Here is a 15,169-nt window from a genome sequence, read left to right as displayed (position 1 = left end):
CACGAACACACGCGGGGGCCGCTGTGAAGGTCCTGGGCGTCGTCAATCAGAAGGGCGGGGTGGGCAAGACCACGACCGCCGTCAACCTCGGCGCGTACCTCGCGGCGGGCGGGAAGCGTGTGCTGCTGCTAGACATGGACCCGCAGGGGAACGCCACGAGTGGCCTGGGGCAGCGCGGCGCCACGCAGGGCCTGTACGAGGCGCTGGGCGAACCGGCCCGCGCGGCCGAGTACACCGTGGAGACGGTGCAGGCGAACCTCTTCCTGTTGCCCGCCACGCCGGACCTGGCCGGGGCCGGGGTGGAACTCGCGGAGGACCCGGACGCCCTGACGCGCCTGCTGGCCTCCATCAGCGGCTATGACATCGTGCTGATCGACGCGCCGCCCAGCCTGGGACCGCTGACCGTGAACGTGCTGGCCGCCGCCGACGCGCTGCTGATCCCCCTGCAGGCCGAGTACTACGCCCTGGAGGGTCTGGCGGGCCTGATGGAGACCGTCGAGCGCGTGCAGGGAGGACTGAATCCGCGCCTGAAGGTGCTGGGCGTCGTGTTGACGATGTTCGACGGGCGCACGAACCTCTCGCAGGACGTCGAGAGCATGGTCCGGCAGCACTTCGGGGAGCTGGTGTTCTGGTCGGTCGTGCCGCGCAACGTGCGCCTGTCCGAGGCGCCCAGTTTCGCCAAGCCCATCAACGCGTTCGCGCCGCTGTCGGCGGGCGCGGCGGCGTACAAACGCCTGAGCGAGGAGGTGATGCAGCGTGTCGAAAAAATCTAGCCTGGGCCGCGGCCTGGACGCCCTGCTCGGCAAACCCGCCGAGAGTGCGCCCGCGCTGGTGCAGACCCTGAAGGTCGAGAAGATCGTGCAGGCCGCTTACCAGCCGCGTCAGGTGTTCACGCCGGACTCCCTGGCGGAACTCGCGCAGAGCATCCGCGACAAGGGCGTCCTGCAGCCCCTCCTGGTCCGCCCGCGTGACGACCACTTCGAGATCGTGGCCGGGGAACGCCGCTGGCGCGCCAGTCAGCTGGCCGGGCTGACCGAACTGCCCGTGATCATCCGCGACCTCGGGGACCGCGAGGCGCTGGAGATCGCGATCGTGGAGAACCTGCAGCGCGAGGACCTGGGCGCGCTGGAAGAGGCCCGCGCGTACCAGGCGCTCATGGAGCAGGGCCTGAATCAGGAGGGCGTGGCGCAGGCGGTCGGCAAGAGCCGCAGCGCTGTGTCGAACGCCCTGCGCCTGCTGACACTGCCCGCCCCGGCGCTGCGCGCGCTGGACGACGGGCAGATCAGCGCCGGACACGCCCGCGCGATCCTCGCGCAGCCCGACACGGACCGCGCCTGGGCGCTGGAGCAGATCACGGCCCGCAGCCTCAGCGTCCGCGAGGCCGAGGCCCTGAAGCGCGAGAAGCGCGAGCCGACCCCGATCAAGGTGAACCCGCCGCGCGCGTTCCGGCAGGTGGAACTCGACCTGAGCCGCCGCACCGGCACCCGCGTGCGCATCACGGGTGAGGACAAGGGCCGCGTGGAACTGAACTACGCGTCCCGCGAGGAACTCGACCGGATTCTGGAGATCCTGGGCTACGCCGCCGAGGCATAACGGCACAGGCGACCACAACAGGCGAGAGGCGGCCCCGTGACTGGGGTCGCCTCTGTATCACGCGGTCAGCGGGTGCCGACGAGGTAGATGTTCGGCCAGGGCCGGTAGGTGCTCTTGAGGGTGTCCTGCTTGAACGCCTTGCCGTCCCGCATGAACTTGCGGGTGACCTCGATCACGGCGCCGGGGGCCGCCCAGTCCACCTGCTTCCGCTGCCCTTTCGCCAGCGTGGCGTCGGGAATCAACCGGTCGGCGGGGGCGGGCGTGCTGCTCAGGGTGCGGGGCGCACTGATCTCCACGGTGAAGTCGCGTGCCTTCCCGAACACGTTCACGGTCAGGGTGGAGGACTCGTCGTCCCAGTCGCTCTGGAACCACAGCGAACCCCCGGTGTCGTTGGCGAATTTCAGGTCCAGGCTGGGCTGGTAGATGGTCGCGTCGAGGCCCTGCGGGTCGTAGTAGTGCACCTGATAGGAGTGGTTCTGGCGTTGCAGGATCGGCAGGCCCGCCGCGTACAGCGCGCGGAACACGGTCGTGCTGACCTGACAGATGCCGCCGCCCACGCCGCTGGCGGTGCGTTCCCCGGCGATGACCAGCCCGGTCACGAAGCCCGCACCGGTGGTGATCGGGCCGACCATCTGGTTGAACGACACGGTCTTCCCGTCCAGCAGGCGGTCCTGGAAGCGACTGGTGCCCACGTGGATGTTCGTGACGCGGTCGGCGCTGCTGCCGTAGTAGTTCGTCTGCCCGGTCCCCAGGTGCGCGGTGACGCCGCGCGACGCGAAGTACTCCAGCGTGCGTTTCGGCGCGACCTGCCCCATTACGGGGATGGTCACCTTGAGGCCTTTCGGGTCCTGGATGGCCGCGAGCAGGTTCGCGCGGGCCTTCGCGACGTCCACCTTCAGTCCATTGCGCTGCACGACCGCCCAGCCGTCCCACAGCTGCTCGAAGCGGGCGTCCTGCGCGGTGGTGGGCAGGGCCTTCAGGAACACGGTGAGTTCCTGATCCAGGCTCTCGGTGATCACGCCGCGCGCCCGGATGACCTCCACGCGCTTGCCGGGAATGGTCAGGGTGCGGGTGAAGGGCACAGTCGTCTTCCTGCCGTTCACGAGCGCGGGCCACTGGGCCTCCACCGTGATCAGCAGCGGCGCCGTGATCTTCGCCGGGACCGGGGTGACCTGGGGCGTGGGGGCCGGCGGCGCGGGCTGAGGCGCCGGGCTCGGAGCCGGGGTAGGTTCAGGCGCCGGGGTGGGTGTGGGTTCCGGGATCGGCTGAGGTGCTGGCGTCGGCTGGGGAGCAGGTGGCGTGGGCGGCAGCGCGGGGATGGTCTGCGCCGGTGGGGGAGGGGAGGGCTCCGTGCCCGTCTGGGCCAGGGCAGCGGTCACGAGGGAGCCACTGAGCAGCAGGGCGCCCAGGGTCAGGGCGCGCCGGGAGGCGGGGGTCATGCGGCGAGTATTCCACGCCCCCCGGCCCGCTCCATGAAAAGAACCTCCATGAAACGGGCCGCCCGGCGGGCTGCACCGGACGGCCCACCACGACTGGATTCAGGCGGGCTGCACGCCCCGCTCGGCCAGCTGCCGCGCGATCTCCGCGACGGCGTGATCGGCGTGGAAGCGGCCGTTCTCGATGAACACCTGATTCGTCCGCCCGGCGAAGCCCGCGCTGCCCACCACGAACAGGCCCGGCACGCTGCTCTGGTAGTGCTCGTCCAGCACGAGGCACTCGTCCGGCTGCGTGGCGAGGTTCAGGCCATCCAGGAAGGAGAGGTCGGGGCGGTACCCGGTCAGCGCGAACGTGAAGTGCGTGGGCAGCTCCCAGGTGGTGCCGTCCTCGCGCTGCACGACGACGTGCTCGGGGTGGATCTCGACCACGCGGGAACTGAAGTGCGCGGCGATGCTGCCTTCCTTGATGCGGTTTTCAAGGTCGGGGCGCACCCAGTACTTGATGGTGCTCTTCAGTTCGGGCGCGCGGACGACCATGGTGACGTTCACGCCGCTGCGCCACAGGTCCAGCGCGGCGTCGGCGGCGCTGTTCCCCGCGCCGATCACGGTGACGTTCAGGCCCATGAACGGGTGCGCCTCGGTGTAGTAGTGACTGACGTTCTCGCCGTCCTCACCGGCGATGCCCAGCGCGAGGGGGTTGTCGTAGTACCCGGTGGCGACCACCACGCGCCGCGCCTCCACCACGCCGGGCGTGCCGTCACGCTTCTCGACTTCCAGCGTGAAGCCCGCCGGGGCGGCGTGCACGCGGGTCACCTCGGTGTACTGCTCGACGTTCAGGGCTTCGCGCTGCGCGACCAGCCGGTAGTACATCAGCGCGTCGCGGCGGTCCGGCTTGTCGTGCCCGGTCACCATGGGGTGATTCCCGATCTCCAGTTCCGGCGCGGTCGTGAAGAACGACATGTACGTGGGGTACTCGAAGATCGCGTTCACGACGCAGCCCTTCTCCAGCACGACGTAACTCAGGCCTGCGCGCTTGCAGGCGATGGCGGCGGCGAGACCCACCGGGCCCGCTCCGACGATGGCGACATCCACCAGACTCATGAGCGGCATTCTGCCAGCCCACGCCGCCCGAGTCTGCGGGCAAGGCACGGTGAGCCGATCAGGGGTGGCGGATCAGCGTGCGGAACGTCAGGTCGAAGGGGTTCGCGTCGTCCGCCGCGCGCGTCGTCTCCCGCGTGACGACCCATCCGCCCCCCAGCTCCGGCATGACCGTATCCCCGTCCAGCCGCGCGTGAATCAACGTGAGTTCCACCCGCGTCAGCTGCGGCAGGTACAGGGCGTACACCTCCGCCCCGCCGATGATCGCCACCTCCGGCACGTCACCAGCCAGCGCCAGCGCCTCCTGCGGCGAGTGCGCCACCTGCGCGCCCGGCGCGCTGAACGCGCGGTTACGGGTCAGGACGATGTTCGCCCGGCCCGGCAGCGGCCGACCGCCCAGCGAATCCCACACCTTGCGCCCCATCACGTTCGGCTTCCCGCGACTGTGCGACCGGAAGTGCGCCAGATCCGCCGGGAGGTGCCACGGCATCCCCCCGCCTTTGCCGATCACACCGTTCTCGGTCACTGCCACGATGCCGACCAGTTCCGGGCCAACCCGCTCAGCCTCGCCCAGTTCAGGGGGCCGGGACATGCCGCACCTCGATCCCCGCGTCCCGCAGGATCTGCTCCCCGCTCGGCAGACCCGACTCCACCCGGTTCGTCTCCCGGTACGCCGTCTCGAAGATCACGCGCCCCACCCGCCGCGAATTCACGATCAGGCGCGCGCACGCCGCGCACGGCTCGTGCGTCACGTACAACGTGTGCCCCTCCCCGTTCCAGTTCGCGGCCAACAGCGCGTTCACCTCCGCGTGAATGAACCCACTGTGCCCCTGCGACAGGCTCTCGCGTTCATTCGGTTCGCCCGCCGCGCGCCCGTTGTACCCCACGCCCACCACCCGGTGGTGCCGGTCCAGGATGCACGCCCCCACCCGCACCTTGCTGTCCGCGCTGCGCGTCGCCCACAGCCGCGCCGTCGCCAGCCCCAGCTCATCGAACGACGGGCGGGTCACAGGGTCTCCCGGTGATCCTGCTGCGGCAGGGCGTAAGCGTACGCGTACTTGGGCGATTTGATCCGGTAGATCACCAGAGCAGGCGTGACCCCGAGGTGCCGGGCCGCCGCGGTGACCGAGGGGAACCGCTGGGCCTCCACCTGAACGGGACGGGAATTCGTCGGTGTTCGTCCTCTGTTGGCCATCGCCAGTTTCTCCTTCGTTGCTGCACTGTGGGTGCGGCCGTGGAATGGATTGCGTTCGCCCGTTCGGGCCGAGGCGAGTTCAGACAGTCGAGCCCGAGTCTCGGGGGACCGTTTCAGACCGTAATTCGGACTGTCCTTGCCCCTCTTCACCGTCAGGCGTGACGTCTCGGACATTTTCCGCCGACTCTCCTCACTGTGGGTTCGGCCGTACATGCCGTTCTTCTCCCCGGGGCAACCATAGAGACGAATCCGTTCCTGTGCACTCAGGCTCCGCATGAAGCGCGCCGAGGAAGCCCTGCGGCGGGTCAGGATCGCCTCCCGATCCGGATGGTGCCGTAACAGGTCCCCGCCCCTGGACATCCGGCTGACGTTGTACCTCAGTGGATCGTCCTGCGCCAGTCGGGCCGTCTCGATGTCAACCGCTTCACTGAGACTGCACACCGTCACGATATGGAACGAGAAGGCCTGCGCGCCGTACTTGTTCCACGCCCGCTGAAGAAAGACGCAGTGGTGCCGCCCGCACCGTAGATCAGAGCGGTGCTGGCGAAAACGACTCCGGAAGCACTCGGTGCGCCCCACGTAATACCGGCCGCTCTCACGGTGGCGAATTTCGTAGATTCCTCCGGTCACGTCGCCCTCCCCGTTCACGTCAGACTGAAACGGCCATCTTGATATGAGGATGCGCCTTGTACCCTTCAAGTCGGAAATCTTCGTACTTGAAATCGAAAATGTCCTTGACCTCTGGATTCAGGTGCATCACGGGGAGGGGGTGCGGTTCGCGCGCCAACTGTTCCCTCACCTGATCAATGTGATTCATGTAGATGTGCGCGTCCCCGGACGTATGAATGAACTCACCGGGTTCCAGGCCCGTGACCTGCGCGACCATCAACGTCAGCAGGGCGTACGAGGCAATATTGAACGGCAGCCCCAGACCACAATCAACCGATCTTTGATAAAGCTGGCAGCTGAGCCGTCCGTCCGCGACGTAGAACTGGAACATGGTGTGGCAGGGGGGCAGGGCCATATCGTCAATCTGCGCGACGTTCCAGGCGTTCACGATCAGGCGGCGGCTGTCTGGCGTACGTTTGATCTGCTCGATGACCTGCGTGATCTGGTCGATGCTGCTGCCGTCGGGGGTGGGCCAGCTGCGCCACTGCACGCCGTACACGGGGCCGAGTTCGCCGTCCGGGGCGGCCCATTCGTCCCAGATGCTCACGCCGCGTTCCTGCAGCCAGCGGACGTTGCTCTCGCCGCGCAGGAACCACAGGAGTTCGTAGATGACGCTTTTCAGGTGGACTTTCTTGGTGGTGACCAGGGGGAAGCCATCCCGGAGGTCGAAGCGCATCTGCGCGCCGAATACCGAGCGGGTGCCGGTGCCGGTCCGGTCGGTCTTGTCGGTGCCGTGCTCCAGCACGTGGCGCATCAGGTCGAGGTACTGCCGCATGGCAACAGTGTAGAGGGTGGCCCCATCGGGGGCTGACGGGTGCGGGGATGGAGGGGGTACGCTGGTGGGACCATGCCGTCCTCCCGGTCACGCGCTGCCGGAACGCCTACGTGGCGTCCGCCGGAGGAGTTGCGGCGGACGCTGTATATCGCGGTGATTCTTCTTGGGCTGGCAGTGGTGGTGTTCCTGAACGTGCTGGAGCGCCGCGTGGGTGGGTCGAACCTGTACGTGCAGGTGGTGTTGCCGGTGACGATGACCACGGCGCTGTTCAGTCTGGGGTGGCTGGTGCGGGGGCGGCCGCTGGAGGTGCCGGAGCGGCTGATGTTCTTCACGGTGAACGTGCAGGTGTTCGCGCAGGCGCTGCTGGAGGAAACGGAGCGGGTGGTTCCGGCGGGCGGGACGGACCTGCTGTACTGGTCGGTGGTGGTGAACGTCATGCTGGGGTACCTGATCTTCCCGAACCGGCTGGCGGGGCTGTACAGCGTGGCACTGTTCGTGTTCAGTGCGGGCGTGCCGTGGGTGGGGGTGGCGTTGCGGGGTGGGGGCGTGTCGCCGGACCTGCCGCGGCTGCAGTTGACGGTAGGGATCGTGCTGCTGTTCACGCATGCGCTGTCGTGGTACCGGGGGCAGTTCGCGGCGCAGCAGAGTGAGGTGCGGGTCATGGCGCGGCTGGCGTTCACGGATCTGCTGACGGACCTGCCGAACCGGCGGGGAATGTACCCGGCGGTGGAGGCGTTGATCGGGTCGGGGGGCGCGGCGATGCTGCTGGACCTGGATCATTTCAAGCGGGTGAACGATGCGTTCGGGCATCAGGTGGGGGATGAGGTGCTGGCGTGGGCGGCGCGGCTGCTGGAGGCGCAGTTGCCGCCGGGGGGTCGGGTGGGCCGCTGGGGTGGCGAGGAGTTCCTGATGACCCTGCCGGGCCTGGATGGTCCGGGCGCGGCGGCGCGGGCGGAGGCGGTGTGCGCCGCGTTCCGGTCGCAGTCTGTGGAGGGGGTGGGGTGGTGACGATCAGCGCGGGGCTGACGCTGGTACATTCCGGGGATACGCTGCCGGTGCTGGTGGCGCGGGCGGACGAGTGCCTGTACGCCGCGAAGCGCGCGGGGCGGGACGGGTGGCGGGGGCAGGTGGATCAAGAGGAGATGCAGTCGGCGTTCCCGGACGTGTGACACCCGGCGGCGTTTAGAGCAGTTCTCCGAATTCCGGCGTCAGGGAAGAGCACTCCTGACGCCTCCATTCTTCGTCCTGCTCGGTTAAATTCACTCGCTCCGCTCGGCCGGAAAGGACAGAACTTTCCGGCGAATGCTCTAGACTTGCCGCACGATGACGACCTACCGCAAAGAGTCGGACACCATGGGCACCCTTGATGTGGATGCCAGCCGTTACTGGGGCGCGCAGACCGAGCGCAGCATCCATAACTTCCCGATCGGCCGTGACACGTTCGTGTGGGGCCGACCCGTGATTCGCGCGCTGGGCATCCTGAAGAAGGGCGCGGCGCAGGCGAACGCGGACCTGGGTGAACTGCCGCGTGACGTGGCGGACCTGATCGTGCAGGCGGCGGACGAGGTGATCGCCGGGACGCTGGACGAGCACTTCCCGCTGGTGGTGTTCCAGACGGGGTCGGGCACGCAGAGCAACATGAACGCGAACGAGGTCATCAGTAACCGCGCGATCGAGATCGCGGGCGGCGAGCTGGGCAGCAAGAAGCCGGTGCACCCGAACGATCACGTGAACCGTGGTCAGAGCAGCAACGACACCTTCCCGACCGCGATGCACATCGCGGTGGTGCTGGAACTGAACGAGCGCCTGTACGGCAGCGTCGGCAAGCTGCGCGACACCCTGCACGCCAAGGCGCAGGAGCACGCGGGACTGGTGAAGGTGGGGCGCACGCACCTGCAGGACGCCACGCCGATCACGCTGGGCCAGGAGATCGGCGGCTGGGTCGCGCAGCTGGATTACGCGCTTGAGCAGGTGCGGCACGCCGGTGAGGGCCTGCTGGAACTGGCGATCGGCGGTACGGCGGTGGGCACCGGCCTGAACGCGCACCCGCAGTTCGGTGATCTGGCCGCGAAGAAGTACGCCGAGGAGACCGGCTTCGCGTTCCGCAGCGCCCAGAACAAGTTCGCGGCCCTGAGCGCGCACGACGCCCTGGTGCAGACCAGCGCGGCGCTGCGGACCCTGGCGGGCGCGCTGATGAAGATGGCGAACGACGTGCGCTGGCTCGCCAGCGGGCCCCGCAACGGCATCGGCGAGATCGTCATTCCCGAGAACGAGCCCGGCAGCTCCATCATGCCGGGCAAGGTGAATCCCACGCAGTCCGAGGCGATGACGATGGTCGCCACGCGCGTGTTCGGCAACGACGCCACGGTGGCGTTCGCGGGCAGCCAGGGCAACTTCCAGCTGAACGTGTTCAAGCCCGTGATGGTGCACGCCGTGCTGGAGAGCATCCGCCTGATCAGCGACGCGTGCCTCGCGTTCAACGACAACTGCGCGGTCGGTATCGAGCCCGCCTACGAGAAGATCGAGCACAACCTCAGCATCAACCTGATGCAGGTCACGGCCCTGAACAAGCACATCGGGTACGACCGGGCCGCCGCGATCGCCAAGAAGGCCCACAAGGAGGGCAGCAGCCTCAAGGAGGCCGCGCTGAGCCTGGGCTACGTCACCGAGGACGAGTTCGCGCAGTGGGTCGTGCCGCTCGACATGACGCACAGCTGAACCCCGCACCGGCATGCAGAGGGGAGCGCCCAGCCGGGCCGCTCCTCTTTGCTGTGCCGGGGGCTACCGTGCCGGGGTGCGCCGCCGGGCAGCCGTCAGGAAGACGCAAGAGCGTACCCCCTACGCTGGGCGTGACCTGGGTGGGCCTTCAGGCCGGCGTCAGGTGCCGTTGTTACGCTGGGCAATCACAGGTTCCGTGTAACCTGAATGTCCGCCCTGCCCCCCACCCCCGACCCTGACCCCGGAGTTCCCCTGATCCCATGCGCCGCTTCCTGACTGCCCTGCTGACCCTCCTGACCCTGTCCACCCCTGCGGCGGCCCTGCAACTGATCGTGTGGGACCGCGACCTGTCCACCAAACTGGGGGACGGCGAGAGCAGCGGCGGCAAGGTCACGGTGCGGCTGGCCGGGGATTACAGCGGCCCGGTGGTGGTCCTGTTCGCCCAGAGTGACGAGGAACGCGCCCGTAACGCCTTCCCCGGCCTGAAGAGCCGTTACGCGGGCAGTCTCGTGAACGGGCAGCTGAACATCCTGGCCGAGGACCGCGGCGCGGCGCAGTCCATCACGAAGTTCCTCGGCGCGTACAGGGTCACGGCGACCGTGCAGGTCGCCTCGGCGGCCCTGAGCCTGCCGGGCCTACGCAAGGCGACCCCCCCGGCGCAGAACCGCTGACCGGCACCTGACGGAAGCTCTACGTGGGCCTCAGATATCGCGCAGATTTTATCAAGGTGCCCACGCGGGCGCGGCGGTAGGATCACGTCAACCGCGGCCACTCCCAGTGGTCGCCCTTCAAGGAGAAGCATGCTGGCTCAGATCCTCGTTGTCGAAGACGATCCCCACCTCGGTCCCCTGCTCAAGGAGTACCTGTCCGCCGACTATCAGGTGCACCACGCCGCGACCCTGCGCGACGCGCAGGCGTGGCTGGGCACCCACACCGCGCAGCTGATCCTGCTCGACCTGAACCTCCCGGACGGGGACGGCCTAGATCTGGTGCAGGCGCTGCGGCAGTACTCCTCGACACCCGTGCTGGTCCTCTCGGCGCGCAGCGGCGTGCAGGAGCGCGTGGCGGGCCTGAACGCCGGGGCGGACGACTACCTGACCAAACCGTTCGCGATGCCGGAACTCGACGCGCGCATCTCGGCGCTGCTGCGCCGCACGGCCGCCGGGACGGGCGTGAACCTGGGCAACACCAGCCTGTCCACCAGCAGCCTGCTGCTGACCGTGAACGACAAGAACATCAACCTCACCGAACACGAGGCCCGCATCCTGGAACTCATGATGCGCACGCCCGAGCGGGTGTTCTCGCGGGCGGACATCGAGTCGCACCTGTACGGCTGGGAAACCCCGAACAGCAACAGCGTCGAGGTCCGGATCTCGCAGCTGCGCAAGAAGCTGGAGCAGGCGGGCAGTGACCTGCGCATCCGCACGATCCGCAACGTCGGGTACGTGCTGCAGGCCTGATGACCCAAGGGGCGCGGCCCGTCACGACCCCGGCCGGGGCGCGGCGGGCCGCGCTGCTCACGCCCGGCGCGGGCCTGTACTCGGCGCGGGTGGCGTGGCGGCACAGCCTGCGTTTCCGGCTGGCGCTGACGTACAGCGCCCTGAGCGCCGCGCTGCTGATGCTGATCACGCTGGGCGTCGTGTCGCTGCTGCTGTCGCGCATGGAGCAGCAGTTCGTGGACCGCCTGAACGACCGCGCCGACACGCTGGCCGGGGCGTTCACGAACCTGGGGGGCGGCTTCGGGCAGTCGGCGACGGGGGCCGGGGCGTACACGCTCGTGGTGGACCGCGACGGGCAGGTCATCGCGGCCAGTCTGGCCCTGCGGGAGTTCCTGAACTCCCCGTACCCGTTCGGGACGCTGTCGCGCGTGCCGGTGCAGGGCACCACGGTGCGCGCCGTGAAACGCAAGGCGGGGGACTTCGGGACGCTGTGGGTAGGCCTGCCGGAAGATGACCTGATCGCCGCGCGCCAGAGTGCCCTGAGTGCGCTGCTGCTGGCGCTGATCACCGCGCCGCTGATCCTGCTCCTGACCGGCTGGTGGGTGGGGCAGCGGGCGCTGGCGGGCCTGGAGAGCGCCGCGAACCTCGCCGACCGGCTGGACCCGGCCCGGAACCTCAACCCGCTGCTTCTGCCGGACCGTGAGGACGAGGTGCACCGGCTGCTCGCGGCGATCAACAGTCTGCTGGAGCGCATCGGGGCGCAGCAGGCGCGCGAGAAGCAGCTGCTGGGCCAGATCGTGCATGAACTGGGCGCGCCGCTGACCGTGCTGAAGGCCAGCCTGAGCCGCGCCGAGGCCCGCCTGGGCGACCCGGAGGTGGCCCGCGCGGCGCTGGTCGCGGACGAACTGACCTTCACCACGCAGGACCTGATGCAGCTCGCGCGCGGGCAGCTGGAACTGAAGCTCGCGTGGCATTACATCCCGGCCAGGACGCTGCGCGACCGGCTGGACCGGCTGGTGCCGGGCACGACCTTCACCGGCGACTGGGGCACCGGGATCCTGTGCGACCCGGACCGGCTGACGCAGGCGCTGCGCAACCTCCTGGCGAACGGGCGGCGGCACGCGGGCGCCGACGGCACGGTCACGCTGGACCTGCGCGAGACGCCGGAGCAGCTGTGCTTCCGGGTGCGGGACTCCGGGCCGGGCCTGCCGCCGGAACTGGGCGAGCGGATCTTCGAGCCGTTCGTGAGCGGCGCGGGCAGCAGCGGCCTGGGCCTGAGCGTGGCGCGGCAGATCGCGCGGATGCACGGCGGGGACCTGACCGGCACGAATCATCCGGAGGGCGGGGCGCTGTTCACCCTGACGCTGCCCGGCGCGGCCCTGGGGGACGACAGCGACGACCTGGACGACGCGGACATGCTGGACGAACCGCCGCTCACCCCGGTCGGGGGCATGGGCACCTGAGCCACGCGCGCACCCACGCGACTCCTATGCTGACCGGGTGACCAGTCCGCTGTTCGACCCGCCGGCCCCTGTCCCCCCCGACGAGCGGCGCGCCCTGCTGGCCCTGCGCTTCGCCGCGCAGCTCGGTCCGCGCCGCATCGAGGCCCTCCGCGCGCACTTCGGTTCGGCGGCCGGCGCGTGGCAGGCGCCGCTGCGGGAGCTGCGCGAGGTGCCGGGCCTGGACGCCCGCGCCGCGCAGAGCGTCGGCAACCCCGAATTCCTGACCCGCGCCGACCAGGAACTCGCGAAGGTGGCGCAGGAGGACGTGACCCTGCTGCTGCGCGGCCTGCCCGGCTACCCGGCGGCGCTGGACGCGCTGGGCGACCCGCCGCCCGCCCTGTGGGTGCGCGGCCTGCTGCCGGACCTGCCGACCGTGCCGCGCGCCATCGGCATCGTGGGGACCCGAGCGGCCAGCCCGCACGCGCAGGCGTTCACGCGGATGCTCGCCGCGGACCTCGCCCGCGCCGGGGTGATCGTCGTCAGTGGACTGGCACGCGGCATCGACACCGCCGCGCACGGCGCGGCCGTCGAGGCGGGCGGCGTCAGCATCGGCGTGTTGGGCAGCGCCGTGAACCGCGTGTACCCCAGCGAGAACGCCCGGCTGGCCGCGCAGCTCACGCTGGTCAGCGAGTACCCGCTGGACACCGGCCCCGCGCAGCATCACTTCCCGACCCGCAACCGCCTGATCGCCGCGCTGAGCGCCGGAACGGTCGTCGTGGAGGGCGAACGCAAGTCCGGGTCGCTGATCACCGCCACGCACGCCCTGGAATGCGGCCGGACGGTGTTCGCCGTGCCGGGCCGCGCCGGGGACCCGCGCGCCGCCGGACCGCACGCCCTGATCCGCGACGGGGCCGTCCTGACCGAGAGCGCGGCCGATGTCCTGACCGAACTGGGCTGGGGCAGCGTCCCGGACGCCCCACTGCCGGACCTCCCGCCCGAGCAGGCGCGGGTGCTGGCGGCCCTGACGGGACCCGTCACGCTGGACGACCTCGTGACCGCCACAGGCCTGCCGCTGCCGGACGTACAGACGGCGCTGGTCATGCTGAACCTGCTGGGCCTCGCCGAGGAGGTCGGGGGCCGCTGGGTGCGCCGCTGAGGGCAACTTTTCTTGCTTTGCCTCAAAAAACTGCCAAACTCATCACATGTCAAAAAGAAGAAAACATAACCCCTATGGATCAGACTTCCGATACAATTCCGGAGGCGGCAAACAATTGAGATCTGTAGATAACGGATCATGGCAGCCAAAAATAGATGATGCCAATAAGGGATGTCTCATATTTTTGATCATCAGCGTGCTATTTATTGCCTTTCTTGTTTTTCTAGTGAAAAGTTCCGGCTGATTCGAAAGCGTTAAGTCTTCAAGCGTGTTGCGGGCCGAAGTCCTTCTCCACCGTGACGCGCGGCTCGCCGCTGATCGTCACGCCCTCCTGCGCGGGGTCGCTCAGCTGCGCCAGCTGTGGGGCGAGGCCCACCGCGAGTGTCCCCCCGTCGCCCGCCACGTCGTGACCGCGCGGGTCGAGGGTCAGGGTCCAGCCGCCGCCGGGCCAGCCCACGTGGGCGTGCAGCGGCTCGCCGCGCTGCAGGGCGGCCAGTTCCAGGTCGTCGATGCGGACGCGGACGCGTCCCGGCGTGAACCTCACCTTCATGGGTGACAGGATAGGCGCATGGACATCCTGGTTCTGGGCGGCACGCAGTTCGTGGGTCGGCACATCGTCCTGGCGTTCCTGGCCTCGGGGCACCGCGTGAGCATCCTGACGCGCGGCCGCACGCCCGACGAGCTGCCCGCAGAGGTCGAGCGGCTGCGCGGCGACCGGGGTGAGGCGGGGGGCCTGGGCGCCCTCGCGGGCCGGTCCTGGGACGCCTGCGTGGACGTCAGCGGGTACCTGCCGCAGGCGGTGCAGGCCAGCGTGGATGCGCTACGGGAGCGGGTGGGGCGGTACGTGCTGATCAGCACGGTCAGCGTGTACGCCGAGCCGGACCGGCACCCGGTGCGCGAGGACGACCCGCTGCTGCCCCCCGCTCCGGCGGGGACGACGGACGTGACGGGCGAGACGTACGGGCCGCTGAAGGTCGCGTGCGAGCACGTGGTGCAGGCGGCGTTCGGGGCGCGGGCGACCCTCCTGCGGCCGCAGATCGTGGCCGGGCCGTTCGATCACACCGCCCGCTACCCGTACTGGGTGGACCGGGCGAGCGGGGGAGGGGAGACCCTGCTGCCGGGGAACGGCAGCGATCACGTGCAGGTGATCGACGCGCGGGACCTGGCGCGCTTCACGGTGCGGGTCGTGGAGGGCGGGGTGGGCGGGATCTTCAACGTGGCGGGGCCGCGCCTGAGCTGGGGGCAGTTCGCGCGGCTGCTGGGCGTCCGGGCGCCGGTGTGGGTGGACGCGGCGACGCTGCGGGACCTGGGGCTGGGCTTCCGGGAACTGCCGCTGTTCATCCCGGAGGACGGAGAGCAGGCGGGCCTGATGAACGTCAGTGCGGAGCGGGCGGTCATGGCCGGACTGACCCTGACCGCCCCGGAGGTCACGGCGCGCGACACCCGGGCCTGGAGTGAGCACGCCGGGCTGAGCTACGCCCTGACCCCGCAGCGGGAAGCTGAAGTGCTGGCCGCCGCGCGTCGCTGAGCCCCGAGAGAGAGACCGCTTCTCTCTTACGGCTTCTCTTTGGCTCGGCAGAGAGGCCGGGAGAGAGGGACGGGCGGTGATATGCTGGCTCCCGCTCAAGAGTGCCTTAAGGGAGGTGCG

General features: G+C 69.4%; 17 protein-coding genes. 10 read left to right on the top strand and 7 right to left on the bottom strand.

Features of this window, described 5'->3' with window-relative positions; genetic code table 11:
• Positions 1–23: 23 nt before the first annotated feature.
• Together EXW95_RS11330 and EXW95_RS11325 are read left to right on the top strand one after the other, a co-directional pair.
• Positions 24–773, top strand: coding sequence for a ParA family protein (locus EXW95_RS11330; RefSeq protein WP_174367540.1), 750 nt, complete (start codon positions 24–26; stop codon positions 771–773).
• Positions 757–1,593 (top strand): ParB/RepB/Spo0J family partition protein, encoded by an 837-nt coding sequence (locus EXW95_RS11325; protein WP_174367539.1) that lies wholly within the window; start codon positions 757–759, stop codon positions 1,591–1,593. The genes EXW95_RS11330 and EXW95_RS11325 overlap by 17 nt, the downstream gene beginning before the upstream one ends.
• Before the next feature lie 65 nt (positions 1,594–1,658).
• On the opposite strand, the gene EXW95_RS11320 is transcribed toward EXW95_RS11325, so the two are convergent.
• The 6 genes from EXW95_RS11320 to EXW95_RS11295 form a co-directional block, all read right to left on the bottom strand.
• Positions 1,659–3,032 (bottom strand): VanW family protein, encoded by a 1,374-nt coding sequence (locus EXW95_RS11320; protein WP_174367538.1) that lies wholly within the window; start codon positions 3,030–3,032, stop codon positions 1,659–1,661.
• 99 nt (positions 3,033–3,131) lie between these two features.
• Positions 3,132–4,130: a YpdA family putative bacillithiol disulfide reductase gene (locus EXW95_RS11315; protein ID WP_119675122.1), complete on the bottom strand. Its 999-nt coding sequence runs from the start codon at positions 4,128–4,130 to the stop codon at positions 3,132–3,134.
• Positions 4,131–4,188: 58 nt separating this feature from the next.
• Complete coding sequence (locus tag EXW95_RS11310) at positions 4,189–4,719, bottom strand: dihydrofolate reductase (RefSeq protein ID WP_174367537.1); 531 nt, start codon at positions 4,717–4,719, stop codon at positions 4,189–4,191.
• A complete protein-coding gene (locus tag EXW95_RS11305; RefSeq protein WP_062159585.1) occupies positions 4,703–5,137 on the bottom strand; it encodes a deaminase in 435 nt (144 codons plus the stop codon). The genes EXW95_RS11310 and EXW95_RS11305 overlap by 17 nt, the downstream gene beginning before the upstream one ends.
• On the bottom strand, positions 5,134–5,952 hold the full coding sequence (locus EXW95_RS11300) for an NUMOD3 domain-containing DNA-binding protein (protein WP_174367536.1): 819 nt from the start codon (positions 5,950–5,952) through the stop codon (positions 5,134–5,136). Before EXW95_RS11300 ends, EXW95_RS11305 begins: the two co-directional genes overlap by 4 nt.
• Before the next feature lie 19 nt (positions 5,953–5,971).
• Positions 5,972–6,766, bottom strand: coding sequence for a thymidylate synthase (locus tag EXW95_RS11295; RefSeq protein WP_174367535.1), 795 nt, complete (start codon positions 6,764–6,766; stop codon positions 5,972–5,974).
• 153 nt (positions 6,767–6,919) lie between these two features.
• Between EXW95_RS11295 and EXW95_RS21360 the strand changes: the two genes are divergently transcribed.
• The 7 genes from EXW95_RS21360 to dprA all read left to right on the top strand — a co-directional run bounded on the left by EXW95_RS21360 (position 6,920) and on the right by dprA (position 13,521).
• Positions 6,920–7,774 (top strand): GGDEF domain-containing protein, encoded by an 855-nt coding sequence (locus EXW95_RS21360; protein WP_174367534.1) that lies wholly within the window; start codon positions 6,920–6,922, stop codon positions 7,772–7,774.
• A complete protein-coding gene (locus EXW95_RS11285; RefSeq protein ID WP_174367533.1) occupies positions 7,771–7,935 on the top strand; it encodes a hypothetical protein in 165 nt (54 codons plus the stop codon). Before EXW95_RS21360 ends, EXW95_RS11285 begins: the two co-directional genes overlap by 4 nt.
• 154 nt (positions 7,936–8,089) lie before the next feature.
• The gene (fumC, locus tag EXW95_RS11280; protein ID WP_160976062.1) at positions 8,090–9,484 is read left to right on the top strand and encodes a class II fumarate hydratase; all 1,395 of its coding nucleotides are present in this window, start codon (positions 8,090–8,092) and stop codon (positions 9,482–9,484) included.
• Positions 9,485–9,744: 260 nt separating this feature from the next.
• Positions 9,745–10,155, top strand: coding sequence for a hypothetical protein (locus EXW95_RS11275; RefSeq protein ID WP_046843738.1), 411 nt, complete (start codon positions 9,745–9,747; stop codon positions 10,153–10,155).
• 129 nt (positions 10,156–10,284) lie between these two features.
• Positions 10,285–10,944 (top strand): response regulator transcription factor, encoded by a 660-nt coding sequence (locus tag EXW95_RS11270; RefSeq protein WP_046843739.1) that lies wholly within the window; start codon positions 10,285–10,287, stop codon positions 10,942–10,944.
• Entirely contained in the window at positions 10,944–12,386 is a 1,443-nt protein-coding gene (locus EXW95_RS11265; protein ID WP_174367532.1) for a HAMP domain-containing sensor histidine kinase, read from the top strand. The genes EXW95_RS11270 and EXW95_RS11265 overlap by 1 nt, the downstream gene beginning before the upstream one ends.
• 37 nt (positions 12,387–12,423) lie before the next feature.
• A complete protein-coding gene (dprA, locus tag EXW95_RS11260; RefSeq protein ID WP_371810027.1) occupies positions 12,424–13,521 on the top strand; it encodes a DNA-processing protein DprA in 1,098 nt (365 codons plus the stop codon).
• A gap of 262 nt (positions 13,522–13,783) precedes the next feature.
• On the opposite strand, the gene EXW95_RS11255 is transcribed toward dprA, so the two are convergent.
• Entirely contained in the window at positions 13,784–14,071 is a 288-nt protein-coding gene (locus tag EXW95_RS11255) for a hypothetical protein (RefSeq protein WP_174367531.1), read from the bottom strand.
• Between the two features lie 18 nt (positions 14,072–14,089).
• Between EXW95_RS11255 and EXW95_RS11250 the strand changes: the two genes are divergently transcribed.
• Positions 14,090–15,049: an NAD-dependent epimerase/dehydratase family protein gene (locus tag EXW95_RS11250; RefSeq protein ID WP_174367530.1), complete on the top strand. Its 960-nt coding sequence runs from the start codon at positions 14,090–14,092 to the stop codon at positions 15,047–15,049.
• Positions 15,050–15,169: the final 120 nt, after the last annotated feature.

This window comes from Deinococcus sp. JMULE3, assembly GCF_013337115.1.
In the GTDB taxonomy this organism is placed as follows: domain Bacteria; phylum Deinococcota; class Deinococci; order Deinococcales; family Deinococcaceae; genus Deinococcus.
This window is presented reverse-complemented; position numbering and strand designations above follow the sequence as displayed.

Bases quoted from the DNA above. Each gene is read 5' to 3' on its own strand.
- EXW95_RS11320 (WP_174367538.1), bottom strand. From the start codon at position 3,032: ATGACCCCCGCCTCCCGGCGCGCCCTGACCCTGGGCGCCCTGCTGCTC.
- EXW95_RS11315 (WP_119675122.1), bottom strand. From the start codon at position 4,130: ATGAGTCTGGTGGATGTCGCCATCGTCGGAGCGGGCCCGGTGGGTCTC.
- EXW95_RS11310 (WP_174367537.1), bottom strand. From the start codon at position 4,719: ATGTCCCGGCCCCCTGAACTGGGCGAGGCTGAGCGGGTTGGCCCGGAA.
- EXW95_RS11295 (WP_174367535.1), bottom strand. From the start codon at position 6,766: ATGCGGCAGTACCTCGACCTGATGCGCCACGTGCTGGAGCACGGCACC.
- fumC (WP_160976062.1), top strand. From the start codon at position 8,090: ATGACGACCTACCGCAAAGAGTCGGACACCATGGGCACCCTTGATGTG.
- EXW95_RS11275 (WP_046843738.1), top strand. From the start codon at position 9,745: ATGCGCCGCTTCCTGACTGCCCTGCTGACCCTCCTGACCCTGTCCACC.
- EXW95_RS11270 (WP_046843739.1), top strand. From the start codon at position 10,285: ATGCTGGCTCAGATCCTCGTTGTCGAAGACGATCCCCACCTCGGTCCC.
- EXW95_RS11265 (WP_174367532.1), top strand. From the start codon at position 10,944: ATGACCCAAGGGGCGCGGCCCGTCACGACCCCGGCCGGGGCGCGGCGG.
- EXW95_RS11255 (WP_174367531.1), bottom strand. From the start codon at position 14,071: ATGAAGGTGAGGTTCACGCCGGGACGCGTCCGCGTCCGCATCGACGAC.
- EXW95_RS11250 (WP_174367530.1), top strand. From the start codon at position 14,090: ATGGACATCCTGGTTCTGGGCGGCACGCAGTTCGTGGGTCGGCACATC.